At 39.3% G+C, this 26,171-nt stretch carries 24 protein-coding genes; 11 read left to right on the forward strand and 13 right to left on the reverse strand.

Features of this window, described 5'->3' with window-relative positions; all coding sequences use genetic code 11:
* Positions 1-63: 63 nt before the first annotated feature.
* The 7 genes from glpD to torT all read right to left on the reverse strand — a co-directional run bounded on the left by glpD (position 64) and on the right by torT (position 8,329).
* Positions 64-1,608 carry a glycerol-3-phosphate dehydrogenase gene (gene glpD / locus SKA34_RS09255; RefSeq protein ID WP_006645256.1) on the reverse strand — a complete coding sequence of 515 codons (1,545 nt, stop codon included), beginning with the start codon at positions 1,606-1,608 and terminating at the stop codon, positions 64-66.
* A 174-nt stretch (positions 1,609-1,782) separates the two neighbouring features.
* Positions 1,783-2,565, reverse strand: a complete 783-nt coding sequence (locus SKA34_RS09260; RefSeq protein WP_006645257.1) for a DeoR/GlpR family transcriptional regulator — start codon at positions 2,563-2,565, stop codon at positions 1,783-1,785.
* A 173-nt stretch (positions 2,566-2,738) separates the two neighbouring features.
* Positions 2,739-4,256 carry a glycerol kinase GlpK gene (gene glpK / locus SKA34_RS09265; RefSeq protein ID WP_006645258.1) on the reverse strand — a complete coding sequence of 506 codons (1,518 nt, stop codon included), beginning with the start codon at positions 4,254-4,256 and terminating at the stop codon, positions 2,739-2,741.
* Between the two features lie 49 nt (positions 4,257-4,305).
* Complete coding sequence (locus tag SKA34_RS09270) at positions 4,306-5,163, reverse strand: MIP/aquaporin family protein (RefSeq protein ID WP_006645259.1); 858 nt, start codon at positions 5,161-5,163, stop codon at positions 4,306-4,308.
* 308 nt (positions 5,164-5,471) lie between these two features.
* Positions 5,472-6,452 carry a zinc-binding dehydrogenase gene (locus SKA34_RS09275; RefSeq protein ID WP_006645261.1) on the reverse strand — a complete coding sequence of 327 codons (981 nt, stop codon included), beginning with the start codon at positions 6,450-6,452 and terminating at the stop codon, positions 5,472-5,474.
* 182 nt (positions 6,453-6,634) lie between these two features.
* A complete protein-coding gene (locus tag SKA34_RS09280) occupies positions 6,635-7,093 on the reverse strand; it encodes a methylglyoxal synthase (RefSeq protein ID WP_006645262.1) in 459 nt (152 codons plus the stop codon).
* 165 nt (positions 7,094-7,258) lie between these two features.
* Entirely contained in the window at positions 7,259-8,329 is a 1,071-nt protein-coding gene (gene torT / locus SKA34_RS09285) for a TMAO reductase system periplasmic protein TorT (protein ID WP_006645263.1), read from the reverse strand.
* Positions 8,330-8,551: 222 nt separating this feature from the next.
* On the opposite strand from torT, the gene torS reads away from it, so the two are divergent.
* Entirely contained in the window at positions 8,552-11,467 is a 2,916-nt protein-coding gene (gene torS, locus SKA34_RS09290; RefSeq protein WP_006645264.1) for a TMAO reductase system sensor histidine kinase/response regulator TorS, read from the forward strand.
* A 390-nt stretch (positions 11,468-11,857) separates the two neighbouring features.
* Here torS and fusA read toward each other — a convergent pair whose 3' ends face one another.
* Positions 11,858-13,945 (reverse strand): elongation factor G, encoded by a 2,088-nt coding sequence (gene fusA / locus SKA34_RS09295; protein ID WP_006645265.1) that lies wholly within the window; start codon positions 13,943-13,945, stop codon positions 11,858-11,860.
* Positions 13,946-14,351: 406 nt separating this feature from the next.
* Between fusA and SKA34_RS09300 the strand changes: the two genes are divergently transcribed.
* Together SKA34_RS09300 and SKA34_RS09305 are read left to right on the forward strand one after the other, a co-directional pair.
* Positions 14,352-14,801: an RNA-binding S4 domain-containing protein gene (locus SKA34_RS09300; protein WP_006645266.1), complete on the forward strand. Its 450-nt coding sequence runs from the start codon at positions 14,352-14,354 to the stop codon at positions 14,799-14,801.
* 67 nt (positions 14,802-14,868) lie between these two features.
* Complete coding sequence (locus tag SKA34_RS09305) at positions 14,869-15,789, forward strand: M15 family metallopeptidase (RefSeq protein ID WP_083784381.1); 921 nt, start codon at positions 14,869-14,871, stop codon at positions 15,787-15,789.
* On the opposite strand, the gene SKA34_RS09310 is transcribed toward SKA34_RS09305, so the two are convergent.
* Both SKA34_RS09310 and SKA34_RS09315 read right to left on the reverse strand, forming a co-directional pair.
* Positions 15,779-15,997, reverse strand: a complete 219-nt coding sequence (locus tag SKA34_RS09310) for a hypothetical protein (protein ID WP_006645268.1) — start codon at positions 15,995-15,997, stop codon at positions 15,779-15,781. The genes SKA34_RS09305 and SKA34_RS09310 overlap by 11 nt on opposite strands.
* A 221-nt stretch (positions 15,998-16,218) precedes the next feature.
* A complete protein-coding gene (locus SKA34_RS09315) occupies positions 16,219-17,535 on the reverse strand; it encodes a sulfurtransferase (RefSeq protein WP_006645269.1) in 1,317 nt (438 codons plus the stop codon).
* A 340-nt stretch (positions 17,536-17,875) separates the two neighbouring features.
* Between SKA34_RS09315 and SKA34_RS09320 the strand changes: the two genes are divergently transcribed.
* Complete coding sequence (locus SKA34_RS09320) at positions 17,876-19,087, forward strand: META domain-containing protein (RefSeq protein WP_006645270.1); 1,212 nt, start codon at positions 17,876-17,878, stop codon at positions 19,085-19,087.
* A gap of 58 nt (positions 19,088-19,145) precedes the next feature.
* On the opposite strand, the gene SKA34_RS09325 is transcribed toward SKA34_RS09320, so the two are convergent.
* Together SKA34_RS09325 and mobB are read right to left on the reverse strand one after the other, a co-directional pair.
* Entirely contained in the window at positions 19,146-19,676 is a 531-nt protein-coding gene (locus tag SKA34_RS09325; RefSeq protein ID WP_050764794.1) for an NUDIX domain-containing protein, read from the reverse strand.
* Positions 19,666-20,196 carry a molybdopterin-guanine dinucleotide biosynthesis protein B gene (gene mobB, locus SKA34_RS09330; protein WP_039860382.1) on the reverse strand — a complete coding sequence of 177 codons (531 nt, stop codon included), beginning with the start codon at positions 20,194-20,196 and terminating at the stop codon, positions 19,666-19,668. Before mobB ends, SKA34_RS09325 begins: the two co-directional genes overlap by 11 nt.
* 284 nt (positions 20,197-20,480) lie before the next feature.
* On the opposite strand from mobB, the gene SKA34_RS09335 reads away from it, so the two are divergent.
* The 3 genes from SKA34_RS09335 to SKA34_RS09345 all read left to right on the forward strand — a co-directional run bounded on the left by SKA34_RS09335 (position 20,481) and on the right by SKA34_RS09345 (position 23,417).
* Positions 20,481-20,972 (forward strand): hypothetical protein, encoded by a 492-nt coding sequence (locus tag SKA34_RS09335; protein WP_006645273.1) that lies wholly within the window; start codon positions 20,481-20,483, stop codon positions 20,970-20,972.
* Positions 20,973-21,075: 103 nt separating this feature from the next.
* Complete coding sequence (locus SKA34_RS09340) at positions 21,076-22,215, forward strand: endonuclease/exonuclease/phosphatase family protein (protein WP_006645274.1); 1,140 nt, start codon at positions 21,076-21,078, stop codon at positions 22,213-22,215.
* Positions 22,216-22,337: 122 nt separating this feature from the next.
* Positions 22,338-23,417: a DUF3541 domain-containing protein gene (locus SKA34_RS09345; RefSeq protein WP_006645275.1), complete on the forward strand. Its 1,080-nt coding sequence runs from the start codon at positions 22,338-22,340 to the stop codon at positions 23,415-23,417.
* A gap of 126 nt (positions 23,418-23,543) precedes the next feature.
* On the opposite strand, the gene amrA is transcribed toward SKA34_RS09345, so the two are convergent.
* Positions 23,544-24,161: an AmmeMemoRadiSam system protein A gene (amrA, locus tag SKA34_RS09350; protein ID WP_006645276.1), complete on the reverse strand. Its 618-nt coding sequence runs from the start codon at positions 24,159-24,161 to the stop codon at positions 23,544-23,546.
* A 443-nt stretch (positions 24,162-24,604) separates the two neighbouring features.
* On the opposite strand from amrA, the gene SKA34_RS09355 reads away from it, so the two are divergent.
* From SKA34_RS09355 to tnpB, 4 genes are all read left to right on the forward strand, one after another.
* Complete coding sequence (locus SKA34_RS09355) at positions 24,605-24,922, forward strand: glutaredoxin domain-containing protein (RefSeq protein ID WP_006645277.1); 318 nt, start codon at positions 24,605-24,607, stop codon at positions 24,920-24,922.
* Positions 24,923-24,980: 58 nt separating this feature from the next.
* Positions 24,981-25,187: a hypothetical protein gene (locus tag SKA34_RS09360; RefSeq protein ID WP_006645278.1), complete on the forward strand. Its 207-nt coding sequence runs from the start codon at positions 24,981-24,983 to the stop codon at positions 25,185-25,187.
* A gap of 219 nt (positions 25,188-25,406) precedes the next feature.
* Complete coding sequence (locus tag SKA34_RS09365; RefSeq protein WP_004998436.1) at positions 25,407-25,727, forward strand: hypothetical protein; 321 nt, start codon at positions 25,407-25,409, stop codon at positions 25,725-25,727.
* Complete coding sequence (gene tnpB, locus SKA34_RS09370) at positions 25,724-26,077, forward strand: IS66 family insertion sequence element accessory protein TnpB (RefSeq protein WP_006643801.1); 354 nt, start codon at positions 25,724-25,726, stop codon at positions 26,075-26,077. Before SKA34_RS09365 ends, tnpB begins: the two co-directional genes overlap by 4 nt.
* Positions 26,078-26,171 lie beyond the last annotated feature (94 nt).

Below are 26,171 nucleotides of genomic sequence, written 5' to 3' on the forward strand. Positions count from 1 at the left end.
ACCGACCTATTAAAGGTCGGTTTTTTTATTTCTGTAAAAGTAAGTTGTGGGCTTTTATCGTTATTAGCCGACTTTATGAAAACTAACGATATTGTTTGATGGAGCATTGGCATCGATATACTCTTTGACCTGTAATTGCTGCTCATCGGTTAGATATAACCCTAATTTAGTTCGGCGCCACAAGAAGTCTTCGACCGTTTTCACATGTTCATGTGCGATAACATAATCAATTTCTTTTTGGTAAACGGCATCAGCAAATTGAATGCCCATATCGTCAATACAAGTTACATCTGCCAGCATCTTATAGCAGTAACTTCCAAATTGTTTTACATAACGTAGTGCTTGTTTATCACTTAGCCATGGGTAACGGCTTTGTAAGCTTTCTGCGAGTTGTTTTCGTGAACAGCTAAAGTTTCCACCCGGTAGGGCTTGATTGGCCGTCCATGACTTACCCATTTGCGGGAAGAAAGGTTCTAGGTGTTTCATAGCTGATTCTGACAGCTTTCTGTAGGTCGTTAATTTGCCGCCAAAAATTGAAAGCAAAGGTGCTTGGTCGAGCTCTTGCTCAAGTTCTAATGTGTAATCTCGTGTGATTGCTTGTGGTGAATTTGATTCATCATCACACAGCGGGCGTACGCCACTAAACGTCCACACAACATCTTCTCGACCAAGTTGATCAACAAAGTGTTGGTTTACAATATCAATGAGGTAGTCGATTTCAGTCTCATCAATTGCCACATGACGAGGATCACCCTTGTATTCCAGATCTGTGGTGCCAATGATTGAAAAGTCATCAAGGTAGGGAATGACAAAAACAATTCGGTTATCTTTATTCTGAAGAATATAGGCTTGCTCTTCATTATGAATTTTTGGCACTACAATGTGAGAGCCTTTGATCAAACGAATATTACGGGGCGACGGCGTTTCTAAACCGTTATCAAAAAATTGTTTAACCCAAGGTCCAGCCGCATTAACAAGCGCTTTAGTTCGTCGCTCAAAGTGCTCACCTGTACGTTGATCAACCATGGTAACGCGCCAAATGTCACCTTCTCTTACCGCATTTTCAACTTTGCAGTAGTTAGCAACTTCGCCACCATTTTCTTCGATTGCCATAATGTTTAATAGCACTAAACGCGCGTCATCAACCCAGCAATCAGAGTACTCAAAGCCAACTTTCATTTCCGGTTTAAGTAAACCTGACTGCGCAAGATTAATTTTTTTACTCGCAGGTAAGGTGGTTCGTTTGCCTAGATTATCATAAAGAAAGAGACCACAGCGGATCATCCAAGCTGGACGTAGAAAAGGGCGATGAGGAAGGCGGAATCGCATCGGCTCGGCAACATGAGGCGCCTTTTTTAAAATCACTTCACGTTCAGCAAGTGCTTCGGAAACAAGGCGAAACTCATAATGTTCAAGGTAGCGCAGACCACCATGAATGAGTTTTGAGCTTGCAGATGATGTGGCAGAGGCGAAATCATTTGCTTCGTATAAAGCAACATTTAAGCCTCGACCAGCCGCATCAGCTGCAATACCAGCACCATTAATACCGCCACCTATGACGATGATATCGAGAAGAGGGGTTGCGCTATTGTTTTTAGTGATATCCATAAAACGACCTTAAAAATGAGCAAACGAACATAAGAGAGCATAATTCAAGCATAACTTAAGTTTCGTTTGTGGTCATTTATTGTTTTCGTTTATTGTTCGTTTTTGCTCGTTTATGTGATTTGTATAAAAAAATACGCTTTTATATTGAATTAGTTTTGCGATTGTTAGCATGTTTTAGTCATTATGATCATGCTCTGATACCACCTCAATTTTTAACTGATGTTCATTAATAATTGAAAGAATATTTTCAGGTGGTCGCTGATCGGTAAAGAGTGCATCCACTTGCGAAATACAGCCCAGTTTGACCATCGCATTACGCCCAAATTTGGAGTGATCTACAGCAAGGAAGACTCGGCGACTATTTTCAATAATAGCTTGTTTTACGCGTACTTCATGATAATCAAAATCAAGTAATGAGCCGTCATTATCGATACCACTGATGCCTAAGATGCCAAAATCTAAGCGAAATTGCTGGATGAAATCGAGCGTAGCTTCACCAATAATGCCACCGTCATGATCACGAACTTCACCACCGGCGAGAATAACTTTAATTTCTGGGTTGGATAACAAAATCGTAGCAGCATTTAAGTTGTTGGTCACAACACGTAGTTGTTTGTGTTGGACACACAGCGCACGTGCGACAGCTTCAGGTGTAGTGCCAATATCAATAAACAGCGATGCACCATCAGGGATATGTTTAACAAGTCTGTCGGCAATTAAGTCTTTTTCGCTGAAATTAAGTGATTTACGGGTAATATAAGAGGTATTTTCAGAGCTAAGTGGCGTTGTTGCTCCACCGTGATAGCGACGAATTTTATTGGCATCGGCGAGTTCATTAAGGTCGCGGCGAATCGTTTGAGGGCTGACGTTAAAACGTTCGACTAACTCTTCGGTACTGACATAGCCCTGCTTTTTCACCAACTCTACAATTTCTTGGTGTCTTGGTATTTGTTTCACTAAAAAGTTCCCTGTCTTATTTGGCATTGCCAGATATACATTTAAATATAATGATATCTATTGTGCTTTAATTTTCCTTTTCATAGAAGTGATTCAATTCTCTTATCTGTATTCAAATAAAAAAGAGCGTTGCAAAGCACGCTCTTTTTCTCTTTTATTCGTTTGATGAATAATTAATCTTCGCAATCATGCATTTCTGCCCATGTTTGCGCGCATTTTACTGCGCGTTTCCAACCTTTATAGCGTCGCTCACGCTTATCATCACAAGCGTGGGGACTGAAAGTGCGGTTAAGTACGGCTTTATCTTTAAGCTCATCAATATTATTCCAGAATCCGACAGCTAAGCCAGCAAGATAAGCGGCACCTAATGCGGTGACTTCGGTGACCTCTGGACGCTGAACTTCAGTATCTAATACATCAGACTGAAATTGCATTAAGAAGTTATTGGCAACGGCGCCACCATCAACTTTCAATGCGGCAAGCTGAATACCTGAATCAGCTTTCATGGCGTCAATGACATCACGGGTTTGATAAGCAATACTTTCAAGCGTCGCGCGAATAATATGGTTCGAGTTCACACCACGGGTTAAGCCAACAATTGTACCGCGTGCGTAAGCATCCCAATATGGCGCACCTAGACCCGTAAAGGCTGGCACGACATAAACACCGTTTGAAGTATCAACCTTGGTGGCAAAATATTCGGAGTCTTTGGCGTCAGCTAATAACTTCATTTCATCACGTAGCCACTGAATAGATGCGCCACCCATAAATACTGCACCTTCAAGTGCATAGGACGCTTCACCAGATGGGCCACAGGCTAATGTAGTGAGTAGACCATGAGTTGATGATACTTTTTCTTGTCCTGTGTTCATTAACAAGAAACAGCCTGTTCCGTAGGTGTTTTTAGCTTGCCCTGGCTCGACACACATTTGACCGTATAAAGCGGCTTGTTGATCGCCTGCAATGCCCGCAATTGGAATACGTGTACCACCTTTACCACCAATATTGGTTTTGCCGTAGACTTCCGATGAGCGTTTTACTTCTGGCATCATAGAGGCAGGAATACCTAACTCATCGAGCAGTTTTTGATCCCATTCAAGGGTGTTGATATTAAATAACATGGTACGAGAGGCGTTGGTGTAATCTGTTACGTGAACGCGGCCTTGAGTCATTTTCCATACTAGCCAAGTATCAACAGTACCAAACAGTAATTTACCTGCTTCAGCATCTTCTCGTGCGCCATCAACATTATCTAAAATCCATTTTACTTTGGTACCAGAGAAATAAGGGTCAAGGACAAGACCTGTATTCTCGCGTACATACCCTTCTAAACCACGTTGTTTTAACACTTCACAGATCTCTGCGGTTCGACGACATTGCCATACAATGGCGTTATAAACTGGCTTACCTGTTTCTTTATTCCAAACAATGGTCGTTTCACGTTGGTTTGTAATACCGATCGCTGCAATTTGATCGCTACGTATACCTGATTGGCCTAGAACTTCGACTAAGGTTGAACTTTGGGTGGCGTAAATCTCTAGTGGATCATGTTCAACCCAACCCGCTTGAGGATAAATTTGGGTAAATTCTCTTTGTGCGACACTTACGATATTGGCATCGTGATCAAGAATAACTGCACGAGAACTTGTTGTGCCTTGGTCTAACGCTACGATGTATTTTGGATCGTTCATGTTTTTGTCCTTTGTTTCAAACTATTATAATTATACTAGGAAGTAGAGGTTAAGCTTGCGTGCGAAGTTCTTCTTCTGTGTTTTTGTCACATTGATTTGGAATTGTACAACCTTGTCCTTGTTGAGGTAGATGCGCTGCAACAACTTTAGGGTATAACCAGCCACCAAAACAGGCGCCAGCAATGGGAGCAAAAATCGGCACAATAAAGTAAGGAATATCAAGACCGCCTGTCAGTGCTTTATCCCAACCGGCAAAATAGGCAAACAACTTAGGGCCAAAATCACGGGCCGGATTCATTGCAAAACCTGTAAGAGGGCCTAAAGAACTCCCAATTACTGCAATTAAAATCCCGATGAGTAGTGGATTTAAAGCACCACGTGATGCACCATTATCTTCATCACCCAGTGCTAAGATGGCAAACATCAATATTGCTGTAATCACAAACTCAACAGCAAAAGCACCAAAAAAAGAAATCCCAGCATGAGGATAAGTAGAGAAGATCCCTGCGGTTGCCAAAGCTTCATTACTGCTGCGTACAAATTGATGGGTAATTTCATATTGGGTAAATAGGTTACTATATAGAGCATAGATAAGCGCAGCAGAGCAGAAGGCCCCAAGAAGTTGACTAATAATGTAGGGGGCGACTTTCTTTTTATCAAAACCGTGAAATGCAGCAAGAGCGATAGTAACGGCCGGGTTAATATGTGCGCCAGACACGCCTGCGGTGCAATAAATAGCAATAGTAACACCTAACCCCCAGATAATACTGACTTCCCATTGGCTGTAACTAGCGCCTGTCAATACTAAAGCAGCGACACAGCCGACACCAAAAAAGATTAACAGTCCTGTGCCGATAAATTCAGCGATACATTCGCCGAGTAGTGAGGGGTGTTTCGTTATGGTCATTTTAATTATCCTTATTATTCACATCGAAGGTTATTGACTGGGAGCACGGCATATCTTCTACAATATTCCACACTTCGAAAACAAAGAAACATTAAAAATGAGCGTTCGAGCATTTATTAAAATAAAATGTATTTGTTTTGTTAAATGGCTCATAGTTTTTAAACGAATAAATTAATGAATAAAAATGAAAAGAAAGACGTTACGCGTATTTATATCTTCTATGAAGGTATGAAGTGGATAGTATTGATGAGTCATCGTTATAAAAAAAGGACTCATATGGAGTCCTTCGTTTTTGTTCTATTTGAAAGCTAAGCATTAACATACACAATCACTTTACCGCTATGCTTTTTATTTTGAATACCAATTAGTGCGTCAGGAAGTTTGGCAAATGGGACGATTTTTTCTACCATACTTTTAAGCTCACCATCAGCGACAAGTTCACTGAGTTTGTTACCAATATCTGCGAGATGAGCAATATGCTCTGGCGCTCCATGGGCATAGGTGCCATGTAATGCCACTTCATGAATACTTAATGCTTTAGTTGTCGCGAGTAGCGGCACTTGAGTAAACTGATCGGCGACCATTACAATATGTCCATTATAACGGACTAGTGCGCTCATAAGGCTACCGGAACGTGCTGATACACAGTCGATGACACCATGCAGCATTTGATCTTCAGTTAGGTTGATTATTTCGAGAGCAATATTTTGATCAGGTGAAAGTACTGCATCAAGTCCATAACTTAACAAGCGTTGGTGGTGTTGACGTTCAGCGATCGCATAAACCGTAGCCCCGGCTTTTTTGGCGAGTTGCGCCGCAAATCCACCGACACCGCCACCGGCTCCAGTGATAGCAATACGTTGACCTTTCTGGACTTGTAATTTGTCGTGAACGGCTATCCATGCACTATATCCCGCACAGGGTAAGGCGGCGGCATCAGTGAAAGATAACGTAATAGGAATACGACTTGCGGCGGAAGCTTTTACGCAGGCATATTCGGCAAATCCACCTGCAGTTCGAGGATCGGCAAAGAAGATGACTCTGTCACCGATTGAAAATTGTTTTACATTCTCGCCTATACTTTCAACCGTTCCCGCAACATCTAATCCGATTATTTGAGGATAATTCCATGTTGCGTAACCCCATTCTGTTAATTTGTAATCCATGGGGTTTAGCCCTACAGCCGAGACATTTATACAAACTTCGTCTGCGGTGGGAGCGGGTTTATCGGTTTCTTTGAGAGATAGTGCACTTATTCCATTTGGCTGTTCTAACATCCACGCTTGCATTGGCAACTTCCTCTACTACATATAATCTATTTAACAATATAACGCATTACATGTATTTTCATAATTTAGTTGGTGTAATTGTGCCAAAACGGAAGTAATTTCAATTAATTGTTATTTTCTCGCAAAGGTGAGGCTGTTTTAGCCTTTCACGATGAATGCAAAAGGCTAAAAGTAACAAAGGACTAATTTATACGTTCTTCTAGGTAAGCATCGTAATCAGGAACTTCAATACTTACTTCTTGATCGAGAAGTGGTGAGGTGATCATGAAGTTTGCGCTCGCACGGTTAGTCGCAACGGGGATGTTCCATACTGCTGAAATACGGAGTAACGCTTTTACATCTGGGTCATGAGGAACGGCATTGAGTGGGTCCCAAAAGAAAATCATCATATCGATTTTACCTTCTGAAATCAGAGCGCCTAATTGTTGGTCTCCCCCCATTGGACCACTAATTAAGCAAGTGATCGGTAAGCCTATTTCTTTTGAGAGGAGATGTCCTGTGGTACCTGTTGCGTAAAGCTCGTGAGATCTCAGTTTATCTTTATGTTCTTTAACCCAGCGAAGTAGATCAACTTTACAGTTATCGTGTGCAACGAGGGCGATATGTTTAGACGATGCCATTGTGCGGGTTGTTCTGTGCATCATATTTCCTTGCTAAGACGTTATAATAGTAATTATGAAATTAATAGATATCAGAACCTTATAAATGAGTAAAACACAATAATCTAAATTTTAGCGGTGACACAAAAAATTATATTTTAGAACAAAGTGTCCTGCGTCAAATAACCTATGACGCAGGAAAAAGAATTAGTGTTTTACGTGCTGGTCTTTAACATAAAAAGAAGGGCGAAACTCAGCCGGTGATAACGACTCTGCAATCACTTTTTTAGGTAAATATTCTGGTGTGAGATTGACAATTGAAGGTGCAACATCGAGTACGACTGGTTTATGTTCAAGATAACGAACAGCTTGGTCGATAGATAACATGGCTTGTTCTGCCATTTTATCAGTAGGGGAAAATAAAATGCGATGACGTCTTAAACCACGGTAAACACCATGACTGAGATAGGTTGATACAATTTTTATATTGTGAATATCGTGAGTACGTAGCTCACTAATTGCCACTTCTGCAGCCACAGCACCACCAACAATGTAGCTAATATCTTCATTTGATGCGAGGACTTGTTGAATTAAATTACGTTGTAATTCTTTACTATTATCGGCCCATAAGGTTGTCACAATTTCTACATCACTGTTTTTAATTGCGTCTTTAAACCCACGAGAAACAGGTTTGGTTCCACCTTGAAGTTGAGGGCCTGGTAGCCAAGCGACCTTTACTACACCTGAACCTTTTGGATGACGTTTAGCGAGGTATTCTCCTGTAGCTTTCCCCATGTCGTACCAATTTACGCCTACTTTGGCCTTCACATGTTGTCGAATATCAGGATCGGTAAAATCAATATTATTAGTCATCAAAAATACAGGCGTATTACCGATGAGTTTAGAAAGTATTCCGTTATAGGCTTCGTCATCTACCGTGCCTAGAATAATCGCATCTGCGCCCCATTGATGGCATTTTTGTAACTGCAATGTTTGCTTATCTAAATTGGGATAACCGCCAGCTTCCATCACTTTTAGTGTAATGCCTAATTTTTTTGCTTGTTTAACCATTCCATAGTTGATCGATAACCAATATGAATCTTTTAAATGCGGGTAAACTGCACAGACTTTCCATGGCTTAGTGACGGAGGTTAAAAAATTATATTCGATTTCAGTTGCTTTTTTATCAGCCTGAAAAGGGGGCTGATAGGATATCACTTCTTGTGCAGAAGCAACTTGGATGGAAAATAAAAACAAAACAAAATAAAAAATGCGCATTTCTACCAACATTATTTTAGGTTTAAAGCTTTATCGCTGGCAAAATAGTACCGCTTTATTTTTCTCTATGAGATAGCGAGCATAACTGAGCAACGACAGATATACGGTATTATATACCCAAGTAACCTTTAGATGTTTAATTGAGTGATAACACGCTACTTTTGCTGCTTGAAGTCACTTCGGTATATCTGGGTTGCAAACATTTAGATGTAGAGATTATTTATGACGTTTACCCTAAAAGGTATCGGAACGAAATTGTTAATAGCCTTTTCTGCAATGGCAGGCTTGATGATTATTGCAGTAATGATTGGTGTTGCAGGTTTTTCATTAGTGGCTAAAACTGAGCGTACGGTAATTAATTCTGCCGTGCCTGCATTAGCAGAAGCGCGTCAGTTATCAGATTTAAGTTCTCGTATTATTTTTAATGCACAAGTATTGGCAAAATCTAAAGCCGAATCTGAACGTATGCGACAAGGACGTGCGTTAACCATTCATATCGAAGCATTGAATCGAAGTTTGCATTCACTGGAGCAATTTTCTTTTGATCAACCGTTAATGTTGAAATTAGGAGAAGATGTAAAGCGTATTGTTGATAATTTAGCATTATTAGGTTTACTGGTAGGGCGTCAGATTGATCTTCAAAGTCAGTTAGATAAGCTAACCACTGAGATGACGAAAGCCACACATCAAATTGATAATTTATCCCAATCTCAGGTTTCAAATGCCAATACCATTGCGATAGCGAATGTATCTCGCATTTATGATTTAGTGGCAGATGGAAATAAGCCAGCTGTCTATAAAGCATTAGATAGTCTCGTTGAAGTAGATATGGACCTATCTGAACGTTTATTTGAACTGCGTTTTTTATCGTTACAAGTGATAAATATGCTAGATGATTCTAATCGTATTGTTGATATTAAATCGCTCGTGGCACTTAAAAAACGCTATAACGACGCGGTAGGTATTATGAGTCAGCGAGTTAAATCCGTAGAAGATCCTAGTCGTTCAGAACAATTAGTTGGACTCACTTCTCAGCTTAATCGTGGGCGTTTATTGTTTGGGATTATTGAGCAACTTATTTATGCAAAGCAAGATGTCGAGCGCCTTGATCAACAAAATTTGGTGTTATTCCAGCAGTTAAATAATACCGTTGATGACATTATTGATTTTGCAAATGTGAATACACAGCAAGCGGTTAAACGTGTTGATCATACTTTAACACTTGCCCGGAATACGTTAATTGTGATCTCTGCGATTGGTTTATTAGCGTTAGTGCTCATTATGTGGCGATTTGTTTATGCACGAGTGATTTGCCGTATTAATGAATATAGTCGCGCATTATCGGCTTTAACCCGAGGTGATTTAGGGGTCAGAATTAACGTTAAAGGGGATGATGAATTAGCGCAAATGGGCCGTGCGATTTTAGTGGCTCGTGAAACCGCTAATGAGCGATATCGTTTAGCGCAAGCTGAGTCAAAAGCTAGGCAGGAATTACAAGAACACAAAGCTAGCCTTGAACGATTAGTCGCAAAACGTACTGGCGAGCTTGAGAAAATAAACCGCCGCTTGAATGAAGAAGTTTATAACCATTATAAAGCGCGTGATGAAGCAGAAAAAGCAAACCGCGCGAAGTCTTCATTCCTTGCAACCATGAGTCATGAGATCCGAACACCAATGAATGGTGTCTTAGGCACGGCATCATTATTAGCAGATACACAATTAACATCACAACAGAAACGCTATCTCGATGTGATAAATCGCAGTGGTGAAACTTTACTTGATATTTTAAATGACATTCTTGATTACTCGAAAATTGAAGCTGGGCATTTAGATATAAGGTCAAGTAACTTTTCCGTCGTTCGGATGGTTACTGATGTGTCCAATATGTTGGAAGGACGTTCGCTTGCAAAGCGTATTGGTCTTGAGTGCCATATTTCACCACAAGTTGAAGGAGTGTGGTTTGGCGACGAGAGCCGTATACGCCAAGTGCTGGTCAATCTCGTCGGTAATGCGATTAAGTTTACAGATACGGGTAAGGTCTCTATTTTTGTAGAACCTCATCCAGATATGCCAGATGAATTACTGTTCTCTGTAAAAGATACGGGTATTGGTATTGATGAAGAAGCGCAAAGCCTTTTATTTAGTGCTTTCCAGCAAGCTGCCGCGGGGCGAAAATCAATTGAAGGTACAGGTCTAGGTTTAGCAATTAGCAAACATATTGTCGCGGCAATGGATGGAGAAATTGGTTTAGAATCAGTTGTTGGTGAAGGGAGTTGTTTTTGGTTTGCATTACCTCTAGAACATGGCGAAGGTAGTTTAGAAACCGATGATAAAAGAGTGATTATGCGCTCTGCTCATATTTTGTTGGTAGAAGATAATCCAGTTAACAGTATGGTTGCTGAAGGCTTCTTAACTCGTTTAGGACACACTGTTGTCACGGCTTCTGATGGTGCTGAGGCTGAAGAAATATACAAAAACCAACGTTTTGATATCGCGTTACTAGATATTAACTTACCCGATACTGATGATGTTCAGCTACTCAGTCGTTTACGCCGCTTAGAAGATAATAACCATGAAGTATGGGAAGAGCCGACGCCTATGGTGGCGTTTTCTGCTCATGTTTTTCGTGAAGAAGTTGAATTATATTTAAATGCTGGTTTTGCAGGGTTCTTACCTAAACCATTAGTTGAAAAGCAGTTGATTGATACGATGAGCAGTATCTTAAAAGGTGAGAAACGCGTGATTATCGAAAAAGGTATTGGAGAAGAGAGCGTGGAAGTTCAGCAAACAGAGAATACGATTCCACTATTAAAAGAGTCAGTATTAGGCAGTGATCTCCAAATATTGGGCGAAACGCAAGTGAAACAGCTTATTTACTTATTTGGAGAATCGTCGAGCTTAACATTAACAAAGTTACATCAGGCTATTGATGATGAGAATTTATCAGAAGTGGCTAAACAAGCGCATACATTAAAAGGCGCTGCTGGAACCATGGGGTTAATGCAGCTTCATCAGATTTGCTCTGAATTTGAAAAAAATGCTAAAGAAGGTTCGATTAATAGCTTAGATCTGAGTTCGCTACAAAGAGTGTTTGACCAATCTGTCGCGATATTAGAAACCACGTTTATCAGTGCATAAGCAAAGCCATTAATATAGGAAAGGGGCACATAGTGCCCTTTTTTAATGCCTATAAAATGAACAGTACTATTTAGCACTTACTTGAAACGATATCGACTTCAGTTGAGGTGGCAGCGTTACATGTTTACCATGTTCACAGCGATACTAACGAGAATAACAGTAATGATTCCAATTCGATCAACGTTATTATCGAGCTGTTTTTCATACATCATTAATTGTGGTTGTTATCAATAGGGTTAGAGATATGCGTGCAAGATAAACTACGTGAAAGACTAGAAAAGATGATATGGATAGAAGGGGGATGGTGATGTGAAATGATTTTTACTTGATAAAAATAACCCCGAGAACAAAGTCCTCGGGGTTAAAAAGATTACTTAGAGTAATTAAAAATTACTTCTTAGCGTTCTTTTCTTTCTGCTCAGCGATTACTTTTTCAGCAACGTTTGCAGGACATGGTGCGTAGTGTGAGAACTCCATAGAGAACTGACCACGACCAGAAGTCATTGTACGTAGTGAACCGATGTAACCAAACATCTCTGAAAGTGGTACGTCAGCTTTAATACGAGAACCTGTTACGCCAGCTTCTTGATCTTTGATCATGCCACGGCGACGGTTAAGGTCACCAATAACATCACCAACGTGATCTTCTGGAGTAAATACGTCAACGTGCATGATAGGTTCAAGCAGTTGAGCGCCCGCTTTTGGCATAGATTGACGGAATGCGCCTTTTGCTGCGATTTCAAATGCTACTGCAGATGAATCGACTGCGTGGAATGCACCATCAAGAAGTTCAATTTCAACGTCAAGAACAGGGAAACCAGCAAGAACACCAGTATCCATCATGCCTTTAAAGCCTTTCTCGATTGCAGGCCAGAATTCTTTAGGAACGTTACCACCAATTACTGATGATGTGAACTTAAAGCCAGAAGCAACTTCACCTGGCTTCATGATGTAGTCGATCTTACCGAACTGACCAGAACCACCAGACTGCTTCTTGTGCGTGTAGCTATCTTCAACAGGCTGAGTGATAGTTTCACGGTAAGCAACTTGAGGTTGACCAACGATTAGGTCTACACCGTATGTACGCTTAAGGATATCAACCTTAATGTCTAGGTGAAGTTCACCCATACCTTTAAGGATTGTTTCGCCAGTTTCTTCGTCAGTTTCAACTTGGAAAGATGGATCTTCTGCAACCATTTTACCGATCGCGATACCCATTTTCTCAGAGCCGCCCTTATCTTTAGGCGTAACTGCGATTGAGATTACTGGTGTTGGGAAGATCATTGGCTCAAGAGTACACTCGTGCTTAACATCACAAAGAGTGTGACCAGTTTGAACGTTCTTCATACCAACGATAGCGATGATGTCACCAGCTTGCGCAGAAGTTAGCTCATTACGCTCATCAGCTTGCATCTCAACCATACGGCCGATACGTTCAGTTTTACCAGTAGCACTGTTAAGAACTGTATCACCTTTGTTCAGTTTACCAGAGTAAATACGAACGAAAGTTAGTGCACCAAAACGGTCATCCATGATTTTGAATGCTAGCGCTTTGAATGGTTCGTCAACAGAAACAGTTGCCACTTCACCAGTTGGCTCACAAGTTTCTGGATCAGTTAGCGGCTGTGGATCTACTTCTGTTGGAGAAGGTAGGTAATCTACAACTGCGTCAAGAATAAGTTGCATACCCTTGTTTTTGAATGCTGAACCACAGAACGTTGGGAAGAAGGCACAATCACGAGTACCTTTACGGATACAACGCTTGATGTCTTCGATAGAAGGCTCTTCACCTTCCATGTAAGCTTCCATTAGATCGTCATCTTGCTCTACAGCAGTTTCGATCATTTCTTCACGGTAAGCTTCAAGATCATCAACCATGTCCGCAGGAACATCTGTGATTTCGTAGTTTTCTGGAAGACCAGTGTCATCCCAAACGTATGCTTGACGGTTTAGAACGTCAACAACACCAACGAAATCATCTTCACGACCGATTGGAAGTGTCATGATTAGAGGAGTTGCGCCAAGAACGTTTTTAACTTGATCCGTAACACGGAAGAAGTCTGCGCCCATACGGTCTAGTTTGTTAACGAAGATGATACGTGCAACTTCAGATTCGTTAGCGTAACGCCAGTTTGTTTCAGACTGAGGTTCAACACCACCTGAACCACAGAATACACCGATACCGCCATCAAGTACTTTAAGTGAACGGTAAACTTCAACTGTGAAGTCAACGTGTCCCGGAGTATCGATAACGTTGAAACGGTGATCTTTCCAGAAACAACTTACAGCTGCAGACTGGATAGTAATACCGCGCTCAGCTTCCTGTTCCATGAAGTCAGTAGTAGATTCACCATCGTGAACCTCACCAGTTTTATGGATTTTACCAGTAAGCTTTAGGATACGCTCGGTAGTAGTAGTTTTACCCGCATCAACGTGGGCGAAAATACCAATGTTTCTGTATTTAGATAAATCTGTCATTGTTTTTCTCTATCAACAATTACGGTCACATGTGAGGTCGCGGATTATAGCACTACTTATATCAACCAGAACATAGCTATGCGTAATAAAATCGTTATTCGCTTGCTTTTTACTCTAGCTGTTGGGCTTGTTGCCCATTTACACAGCAAATCAAGCTATAAAAAACAAGGTTAGTTCAGGTTTTTAGGAATTGTAAGTTGCTAACGTTATATTTTTGTCATGTTTTTTGGGATGAGAATCATATATTTTATGTCAGGCTTTACGAATATTTAGCTGTTTACTATCAATGATTTTTATTAATTTTTTACGAAATACTATTCTACGAGCTCATTTTTTTCCTTCATATTGTAATGTGGGGTAGAATTAGAAATATATTCCTTTTTATTATCTTATTTGAGTTATCGACATGTCTGAAGAAATTGAAGTTGAAGCAATTGGTGTTGAAGTTTCAACTCAACCTATCGAATTATATAAAGTGTTAAAGATAGCCAATCTGGTAAGTGGTGGTGGTGAAGCGAAATATGCCATTTCTGAAGGTTATGTTGCAGTAAACGGCGAGCTTGAATTGCGTAAGCGCTGCAAGATATATGACGGTGATGTTATTGAGTTTAATGGTGAGTTTTACGTTGTGCTGTGTGACCAACCAGTACAAGAAAAAGTGACTCGTGTTGCAGAGTCAAAATTAACAGCATCTCCGAAAGCGACGCCAAAAAAAGCCAATAAAGCTACCGATAAGAAAAAGAGTGCTAACAAACCGAATGTTGCAGGTAATCGTTCTGTTACGAAAAAAGCAGCCAACAAAGCTGCTGATGTAAAGCCAGATACAGCGACTGGTCGTAAGCCAATTAGTTTTTAATATAAAACATTACTATAAACAAGGCGCGCAATGACCCGTCTTTTTCTTGCCTGATTAATGAGAAGGGATGATGAATAAACAATTTATTACGCTAGGTCTAATAATTAGTTTTAGCTGTTTTAGTAAAAGTGTGTTGGCTGCAACTGTTTCACCGCTAACAACAGCTGAATGTCAGGCAATGTCAAAAGTTGGCGTGATGTCTAGCTCGGCACCAGTACAGTGCCAACGATTGAAAAAAGTGACATTTAAATATCGTGATTTTTCTAATCGTATTCACACTAATGGTCAAATTATTGTGATGGATGCTACAGCGCCTTTTGTGGGAAAAATTTTTGATGAATTATATCAACAAGATTTTCCAATCCATAAAGCGGTTCCGATTGAAAAATATCGTGGTGATGACACGATATCTATGACAGATAACAACACTTCTGCTTTTAACTATCGCCCAGTAGAAGGGACCACTAGTTTATCGCTTCATGCCTATGGGGCGGCGATTGATTTAAATCCGGTGCAAAATCCATTTGTGACTTTTGCACGCGCAGGTCAGGCAAAATATAGCCCTGTAGAAGGAACAAAATATGCTAACCGTGAAACCTATCGTTATGGTAAACCAGATAGAAAAGGTATGGCTGAAACAGTCGTAGATATTTTTGCGCGTAATGGCTTTTTATATTGGGGCGGTTTTTGGAATTCGCCAATAGATTATCAGCATTTTCAATTATCTAAAGATATGGCAGTAATGATGTCGAAGATGTCAGCACAGCAAGCAACACTCTTCTTTAAACGTTATGTTGAGTGGTATGACAGTTGTAGTCGTATGTATCCCAAAGCTTATAGCCAATATAAGTTTAATGATTACACCAATTACCTGAAGCTTAAGCTGGGCGTGTCTTCGATAAGTAAAGCGTATCTGGATAATCCAAGTAAGGTGATGTCGCAGATCGAGCAAGTCCCTTTGCGTTCAGAGATTTGTGTTAAACGTTAATATTAATCTTACAGCCTTTAGTTGGCGCTTTAGGCTGTATCTCTCCATGGTTATCATAACCACTGAAAGTCGTAATAGTAGAGTTTTTATTCTCTGAGTTTTCTTGGTTAACTTTAGGTTGAGTCTGCGGTATTTCGGCTTGCGCATAACGCATTTTTTTCGCGTTATTATTTACTAAATATACGGGAGCGATAGTAAATGTTGACATATGGCCTCCACAACTTAGATATTGTTTAATATTTGTAAGACTAATAGTTGGTTAGGTTTCATTCAACGCAATGGCTGTTAGTGTATGGTCATTTTTTGGTCAGAGGAATGTTAGCTCATTGTTATTTAAATAAAATAGCACACCCTTGTGTAGGCAATTAAAGCTTGAAAAAGTAAAACGGCAGCCAAGGGCTACCGTTTTATGGCAGAGCTTTAACAATGCTATTTAGGGACGCCTTCTGCTATAGAATTGTTTTTATCTGCGCTCCATTGATACCACCCCCCATCAAAGACGCTGATATCTTTCCATCCCATAACATAAGCATAGAAAAATGCCTCAGATGCTCGCCAACCAGTACCACAGAAAAAGGCGACTTGTTGGTTTGGTTTAATATTCCATTTCGCCCATTGTTTCGCGATGAGGTAACCACTTTTCATTGTGCCATCTGGGTTATTAAAATCTTGCATATGGTAAGAGTCACTACCAGCGTGCCCCCATTTAGCCCCTTCGATACGACCTTTAGGCTTGATGTAATCATAGCCACTTGTTTGTCCAATATACTCTTGCCAGGACCGAATACTCACGAGTGAATGGGTATTTTTGGGGTGTTGTAGCATTGTTTTTGCTTGCTGGAGATCCGTCAGGTATTGAGGGTTTGCTGGAATCGTTTTGCCGAAACTCACATCGTCGTGGTTTTCATTAATGAAAGCTTGGGTAGGGTAATGCGCGTTTTCCCATGCATTCCAGCCGCCATTGAGTAGTCGTACATCTTCAACCCCAGCATACATTAGAAAGTTAGCAAAGCGTGCTGCTGATATATTATTACGAGCATAAACAATGACAGTGGTGTTATAACGAATACCTAAATCAGTAATGACTTTTTTAAGATCATTATCACTGACTTTATTCCACCAAGGCTTGCTTTCAATATCATTGGTATTGACATACAGCGAGCTGGGGATATGTGAAAGTAAATAAGTAGACGGTGGGCCCCATTCAACTTCAACAATTTTATAACCGTGCTGTGGTGCATACAATGGTTGCTGGTGATTGATTAGTTGATCTAACCATTTTGCAGATACTAAGTGTGTAAAGTTTTTAAGTGTTTTAAGTTTGCCAACATAATCAGTAACGGGCTGATTAATTGTAGATATAGCGCTAAAGCCTTGTTGTTTGAGTGCTTCACTCATTGGCGTCGTTGAGGTTTTATCACCATAAAGGACAGTTGCTATTTTCGGAGATAGCTGACGACTTTTAAGTAAGCTTGCTAGCTGGAGCGGTGTTAAAAGAGTGAGCCATTGGCTATCAATATTGACGGCATTAGGAATATGACCACCTCGGGTTGTATCTCCCTTTGGCCAACCGTTGAAGCCATTGCTGTCTCGACAATCAATAATTTGTATTGCTTGTTTTGTCTGTTGAACTTGAGCAAGTTGCTCAAAGGTTTGAATCGGAGGTGTGACAGTATTTGCTACCGTTAAACACGGCGTACTAATCACAAAAAGGCATGTAATAAAAATTTGAGTTAAAGAGCGCATATAGAACCTGTTTAATCTGCCATCAAGGCAAACGAGGCAACATTCTAACGAAAATTATTTGTAACATAATTGATGGTGATTAATTAAATGATGAATTATTGCTGTAAAAATAGATGTTGTTGGTAAAAAAGTAAGTGAAAATGAAGAAAAGAGAATACATATCTATCTATTTTAATAAAAGTCATATGAATGGATTGTTTGACTATATGATAAAACGTTTTGTCATTATTACTTATTCAATAACTTATAGGGTGTGTGGGAACTAAATAATAAAACGTTGGTCGAATTATTCCAATAACTGTTTATATGATTGCAGTAAGTGGAAAATAAAGGAATGAAGATGAGATGTTTTGTGCTCTTATTTGTAGGAGCTATCGCGACATTCAGTACAACGCTGATGGCTGCAAATAATGATGGCTCATACTGTCATTCCGTGACCTCTAATATTGTTCAGTTAATTTGTAAAGATCCTAAATTAGCGCTGTTACATAAGCAGATGTCAGAGATATATCAGCAGGTGCTCACTCAGTCGATGGTCAGCGAAGCTTCTGTGATAAAAGAAACACAGAAAAACTGGTTAGAATCAAGGGCCAGTTGCTTAGATCAAATTGATGTTCAACGTTGCTTAGTATCAGCTTATGACTCTCGCTTAGATAACCTGACTGCGATTAATGACACCATTCTTGCACCAGTAGCAACCTACAGTTTTCATGATTTAAAAGATGCTCGCTATAACGGCATAGAAGATATTGGTACGCCCATTAAATTACAGCATGGTTTATGGGCTGGTGAGCCTTATCAACCTGGTGGTTCAGTCATGCCACAAGTAATATTTATTGATGATATCAAAGCCGTGGGTTCACTGACGGAAAGTAATGAAAAGATGGCCGTGGTTTTATTAAATTACTCACCTGGCGGAATTGGGCAATATTTGTATATAGCTGTTGTTGATAATGAAAGTGGTCATTTAAAAAATATTGCGACGCAATTTGTCGGCGATCGTTTCCGAGTTAAAGATCTAAAAATAATGAATAAGAAAATTATTTTAGATGTTATTCAGCCGAGTAAAAACGATTCAGCTTGTTGCCCTGGTGATGTTGTTCAACATGTCTGGCATCTAGATAGTAATAATCAATTAATAGAAGAGCCGAGCACACGGAAAATTGTTCGTTTAACGCCAAATATTTTATCTAATACTGAATGGAAACTAGAAAGCTGGCGTTATGGCGATCCGGTGAGTGCCGAGAACGATATTCGATTACGTTATATTAATGGACATTTTACCGGTTCAGTCGCCTGTAATAATTATACGATTAGCGTTAAATCAGAGCCGCGTCCGGGCTTTATTAATGTATTAAAGCAGCATTCATCGGTGACAGAAAAACAGTGCAATAATCCTTTCGCCGCAGAGCAACAACAACGATATTTAGAGCAATTAGTTGGGGTGAGTCAATTTACTTATTTCGCAGGTAAATTAGCGCTTTCATATCAAGTAAATGGTCAGTTGGGTGTTATGATTTTTTCCCGAGAACCAGACTCATATGATCAATAATCTTTTGTAACGCATTGATAAGAAGTATCAATAGATGTTGATACTTCTTTTTTATAACTTAGTGATTATTCAACCATAACTCAACAGCACGTTGCGTTGAGGTAAAAGCAAAGTTTTCTAGTTTTATATCTGTTTTTTTTACCCACAAAATATCGGCAACATCATCCCGCGCGGTTAGTGTCGGTTTACCTAATAATTGATGGCTAAAAAAACTATCACAAGTTTTATATTCAATATTTTTGTAGCAATACGTATTACTGAATGAGCATTGGTATGTAAAATCAGTCAGCGTTAAGTTGAGTTCTTCCTGTATTTCTCGTATTACTGCTTGCTCTAATGATTCATTAGGGTCAACAAATCCGCCAGGTAAATCCCATAATCCTAATCCTGGATTTCTACCTCTTATTGCTACCAGCAACTCATCTTCATATGACAGAGCAACCATAACAGCAGCTGCTGGGTTGTGAAAATAGGTAAAATCACAGGCGTTACAAGTAAATTGCTTATTGGATAAATGGATTAAGCTTGATTTTCCACATTGTGGACAAAAAAGAGGTGTATCTATACCCACGATCTTTCTACTGACCATTTTCTTCTAACCAAGTAAGAATAAATTGCGCAATAGACTGAGGATTATTGATATCTAGCTGTGGTAGCTGACATAGTTGAGTATCTGCGTCAGTAGCAAATGCAATAATGTGAGGGTCATTAGGATACAATAAGGGTTTATTGTAAGACGGACGATGAATTTCTATTTTAGGAAAAGCCTGCTCTCTGAATCCCTCTATTAATACAATATCGAGTTTGCTGTGATCGAGTTGATCTAAACAGTCATTGAGCTCAGGATCCTTTCGTTCATCTTCTGGATACTCAAAATAAAGCATGTGGCGTGATTTTGTTGCTAGCAAAGTTTGGCCACAACCTGCATGACGTAATCGATAAGAGTCCTTACCTGGCAAATCGGGTTCAATGTCATGATGACTATGTTTTATTAAACCTAATCGAATACCACGTTGTTTGAGTAACGGGATTACCTTTTCTAATAAAGTTGTTTTTCCTGAGCCACTAAAGCCCACAAAGCCAATCAGAGGAGTGGGAGAAGTAATCATAGTCATTTTTAGATCAAAATATAGTGTCGGTAATTATATCGTTAAATCATGAGTAAATGCAGCGATGCGCTGTATTTGCTAATGAATAATTAAAATAAGTCTCTTATTACTTATATGTAGTGTGTCTTAAAAGTAATCCTTATCAATGAAAGTGTTGTTGTGTTATGAGTGAGGGTCTAAGGTTAAAAGGTAACGAGTAAATCGTTAAATATTTGTTGGGTTGTTATTGTCATAGCAAGGAAGTTGATGATTAACAGCATAGGTATAAAAACAGGGAGTGTGTAATGTGGGCAATACTTGATTTTGAGGCCTCAGGTTTATCTGAACATTCTTATCCGATTGAAGTTGGGTATTCTTTACCAGATGGAACAAACAATAGCATGCTAATTAATCCGTTATCTGCATCAGATAACTGGTCTCATTGGGATAAGGATATTCAACACAACATCCATAAGATATCTCGGTCAATGATTGAAGAGACAGGGATGCAAGTGGTGGATGTTTGCCAACATTTAAATACGACTTTAGGTCAATATGAATTAGTTTTATGTGACAGTGAATGGGATCTATTTTGGCTTGGGCGTTTGTACCATGCTGCACACATGCGGCCATCTTTTGTTCTTACGGAGATAAGCCATTGGTTAAAAAATCAAAAGGGACTTGGTCAGGTACACTTTAAATCGGCTTTAGATAATTTAGGAGCGATGAGGCATCAAGCAGGGTATGATGCAAAACAGATCCGGTTAGCGATTGATACATTGGTTAAGTCATCTTAATTAATGTTTTATATTTAGAAAAATTAAGTTACGTGGTTTGTATTTGTAAACACGGGGGGGATGTTTACAATGCCGTTTTCAATTATTGATAACGAGATAGCGTGTGGCAGAGTTTTTACCAACCGTTTTAGAAACAAAACAATCCTTACGTGTAGCAATGTTTAATGTCGCGATGTCTGAGCCAGAGCAAGGGCGTATTTTTCAGCTGACATCGAGTTTAACTAATAAAAGATTTCAGCGACTCGCAGCTATTATTCAAAATGTTAATGCTGATGTTTTGTTACTGTGTGAATTTGATCACCCTGGTAATGGGGGAGATGACGGCAGCCTTGATAATTTCTGTCTGAATTATTTATCTCATTCTCAATATCAACAACCGGTGATCGATTACCCTTATCGTTATTGTCCTTCATCCAATACTGGCCTATTAACCGAAATAGATCTAAACGATGATGGTGTCTGCTCTTTACCAGAAGATGCCCAAGGTTACGGTGAATTTCATGGTCATTTTGGTTTTGTTGTTTTATCTAAATACCCACTACAACAAGAGAATATTCGAACGTGGCAGCATTTTCTTTGGAAGGATATGCCAAATAACTTGATGCCTGTCGATTATTATTCAAAATATGCGCAGGATATATTACGTTTATCTTCTAAAAATCATGTTGTTATACCGATTGTTGTTAAAGATAAAGAAATTAATTTACTGTGCTGTCATCCAACGCCTCCTGTGTTTGACGGCAACGAACGTCGAAATGCAAAACGTAATCATGATGAAATCCAGCTATTAATCGACATTATTAATGATGCCCCCTATTTAGTTGATGATAATGATCAAGTTGGTGGATTAAAACCTGATGACGCTTTTATTGTAATGGGGGATTTAAATGCCGATATAGATGATGGTGATGGATATAAAGCGGCAATTAAACAATTACTAAAACACGATAAAATTAATAAAACAGTTAGCCGCGGTAAATATACCCCAAAGAGTGAAGGTGGGAGGCATTATTACTCTAGGCAAAAGCGTACTGGTCGTAAAAATGAATGGACGCATTTAGCTGGGTTGCGGTTAGATTATGTATTGCCATCTGAAAATTTAGAAGTGATAAAGACGGGGGTTTTTTGGCCGGATAAAAGTGATGCGTTACGTGAACTTATTTTAGATTGTAAAGGTAGAGAAAAGCCAGTCGCTGGCTCAGATCATCGAATGGTGTGGGTTGATATTAATATTGCGGATTAAATGACGATGTGATCATGTTGGCATATTTATATTATATCAATTACTAAGAGGTAAAAGTTAACCGAGGTAGTAATACATAATGTTACTCTTCATGCTCGTTATTTTTTCGGGAGGTAGTCATTATGCGTTTGGTGTTTAGTCGCTACTGGTTTTTCTATCTTTTATTTTGTTGGTCTGTTGCGGCAAATAGTTTACAGCTTAAGCCGGCATATCAACAAAGTGCTAATCAGATCCGCCAAACCTTTGAGCCTCAATTATATACATTTCCAGCCTATACTGCGGGGCATTATGGCTTACGTATGTATCGACAGTCGTTAGATCCTAAATACGCAGCAGCGATATGGATGGACATGGCGCGAGTAGTGAGTAACTTAAATCGCTACTCGACAGAAGTAGTGACACCTGAACAAGTACAGCGATACAGTCTAACGCGATTAGCGAATTATAAAGCATCACCTAAAGAACGTAGCCAACGTCGATATAAAGCGACTCAGACTATGCCTGAATACGTATATTTAGGTGTTGGGTTGCTCGGTTCTATGGCGCGTGCCGATGAGTATGGTTTAAAGCATCAAAATGATGCGCAACTAAGGCAGGTTCTTCGCCGTTATGATTTTAAAAAATATGTTACTGATCCTGAAATGATCCAAGCTTGGGCAGCACAACTTGCAAATCAAGTCTATTGGTTAAGACAACTGGGTGAGCAAGATGTGGTGAATGATTTTATTATCGCTTTTCGTGAAACTTATCCTGATAGCCAAGACAATCAATTATCTTCTCAGCAATACAGTAATAAAATTTATGGGTTAACGCATATTATTTTTGCGGCATCGAAATATTATCAATTACCGATCCATGAAAAAGATTATCAATGGATTTTTGATTACTACCGTAAAAATATAGATAAGATTATTGCTGAAACAAAAGAGGATGTTATTGCAGAGGTCGGGATTAACTTTTTATTGGCAGGGTTAGATGCAGATCCCGTAGTAGATAAAACCCGCAATGTGATTCAGAAAGCAATAAATCCCCAACATGGAATGATCCCATCAGTAACGGGTGATATAGATTTAGTCACTGGCGAGCACCGAAATGTACTTGCGATAATGTTACTCGATTGGAAAGGAGCGAATTTAGCACCGACGCTCAGCCTGCATCCCCAAATGTTCAAAAGTATACCGTATGGCTTGATTGCGAAATAGCACTCAGGAAAAGGTGGAAGGTATCGTTACTCATAATGAAATAGATTGAGAATCAAGCATTATGACAAAAGTACCGAAAAGGTTTGAATAAGCAAGCAACAGCAATTACTACTGCTTGCCTAACTATTAGAAATATTTACTACAAATTTTGGCGTATTTTTCTTTAAGTGCGCTAGTTGTAAAGGTTTTAACAATTATATTGGGTGACCAATAACTTGGTGGCCAACCTGCCTTTTGTTTTAATTGCTGAATAAAATGATCTGGTGTGATTCCTTTTTTCCACGCACTAGGCAGCATTATGGTTTGCGTGTAGCGATCAATTAATACAATACCTTGGCGATTGTTAGGTATTTGTAAGTGTTCAACTAAGGCCTGATGAGAGTGAATAGCCAGCGTTTCAAGTGATGATAACACTTCGACTTCGATTGTTAATTCATCAAGTTGTTCTTCAGAAAGAGGCATAAAACGACGATCTTCGTATGCACTAGCAACTGCTTTATTATGTACTTCAATGACTAATGGGCGCGAGGCTATGATCGTTCCCATTGAGCCCTGCAGTACATTATTCACTTCTAAAGTAACAAAACACGCCGCATGTTGTTGCATCTTACGAGTGTAGTGATTAAGCCTAGGTGCATTTATCGGACGATCGGAAAAGTGGTCTTGAATCGCATTACGCGCTATATCAAGTAACTGAGTTAACTCACCTTTATTATATGTTTGTGGTGTAGCTATTATGTCCACAATTCTCTCCTTAACTCTGCAATGACAGAGCAGTTAAATTCCGTGATAAAAGCGATTTATTATTCATTTTGATGCTTTTGATTATCCGTTAATGTTTGAATGCAAAAGGATTGACGAAACAGTTAACGGTAGTGAGGTAATTAATATCATCTATTTTCAATTAATGTTCAATATGTGAAAGGTTAAAATCTGTTAACTTTCTCACCGTCAATTTATTCAGCGTTAGTGTTTTTTATTTTATATAAAACAGTTGTTTATGATTTTTCCGTTGATTGTTTATTTTTACCTGTTGGTTATCGATTAGTAATTGCGAATAGAAAGTGAACAGTGCAACTAAAATTAAATATTGTTTAGATAGTAAACAGGTGTGAAGTAGATATTTTACTATTAAGCAAGTTTCAATTATCTTGACCACCTTACATTATAGAAGAAGTGGCAATGTGATGACTGAAGTAAAAAATCTAACAATCGAACAGCTTGAGCAATACGATAATTTAGTAATTACGCAGCCGAATTGTCCGTTTTGTGTGAAAGCCAAAGCACTACTTGATGAACGTGGTATCGAGTATACAACACTTGTTTTAGGGCTAAATTTATCAAAATTAGTGATGGTTGATTTCATCGAACAAAAAATGGGACTAACGGTTCGTACTGTACCTCAAATTATTTTAGATGGTAAATATATTGGCGGTCATGATGATTTAGTCGCTTTTCTTGAGCGCCAAGTTAATGCAACTGAATTTGATGATTTTGAGTTATAAAAATGGGCTGAAAAGCCCTTTTTTTTACCTATTAATATTATATGTATGAGCTGACCTTATGAAACTTGATTTTTCTCAATTAAACAAACAGGCTAAACAATCGTTTGGTGATCAACAAGCTATTATTAAAAAAGTCATGCAAGGGAAAGTGGTTAGTTGTAATGAATGCGGACAATCATTATTCCTAGTTCCGCCTGAAAAAAGTGAACAACCCGGTATTGCATGTAAAAAAGGGTGTACCCATATTCATTTAGATTTTGCGTAGTTGCAGATGCCTTTTTAAATTGTCGATATGTCTAAAAATAAAGCACAGAATTGTTTTTGAGAAAATATTCTTTATTTGTTTATAAATAATAACAAAAAATAGAACATCACATTCGGCCTGTTTTGTACGTTGATTAACCGTAAGCGTGCCATAAACACCGCATTCTAATCACTTTACTCGAAGAATAAGATCAAATCTCCAATCCAAAGGAGATTTAAAATGGCAACACGACGTACCAATCAAGAATGGCAGACTTTGTTTGAGTGCTATGAATCCAGCCAACTCACTCAACGTGCTTTTTGTGAACATCACGGATTAAGTCTTTCCACGTTTCATGCCAAACGCCAACAGTTAACACACCTTCAAACACCACAGACTAACGGCTTCGTCAAAGCAAACGTTGTAGAGCAGACAACACGTTACCATATGACGCAAATACCTACCGCGAATATGACACTTTTTGTCAACGACGTTGAGCTGAGTATTCCTCAAGGCACGCCCGCTGCCTACCTGGCAGAACTCATTGGAGCCTTGTCATGAAACATATGCTAAGTGCACCAGATATTTATCTGTATCGTGAGAGTGTCGATTTTAGAAAGTCCATCAATGGCCTCGCGGCGATTATCGAAAGTGACACCGATTTACCCTTGGGAAGCGGCGCACTATTCCTGTTTACCAATAAACAGCGCGACAAAATCAAAGTGTTGTACTGGGATAAAACAGGCTTTGCACTTTGGTATAAACGCCTTGAAAAAGCCAAGTATAAATGGCCGTCAAAAGAGAAAAATGACGTGTTTACCCTGACTCAATGCGAGCTTGATAGACTGCTTTCTGGCTTCACGATTATCGGCCATAAACCCGTTCAAATAAACGATTTTACAATGACTTAATCGATAATAAAGCTATATCCACCAAGCGTTAACGGCATGACTTTAGTATAATAAATGCCATGAAAAAGACGCCAAATATCAACCCAGAAAGCCA

Origin of the sequence: Photobacterium sp. SKA34 (genome assembly GCF_000153325.1) — a bacterium.
GTDB lineage: Bacteria > Pseudomonadota > Gammaproteobacteria > Enterobacterales > Vibrionaceae > Photobacterium.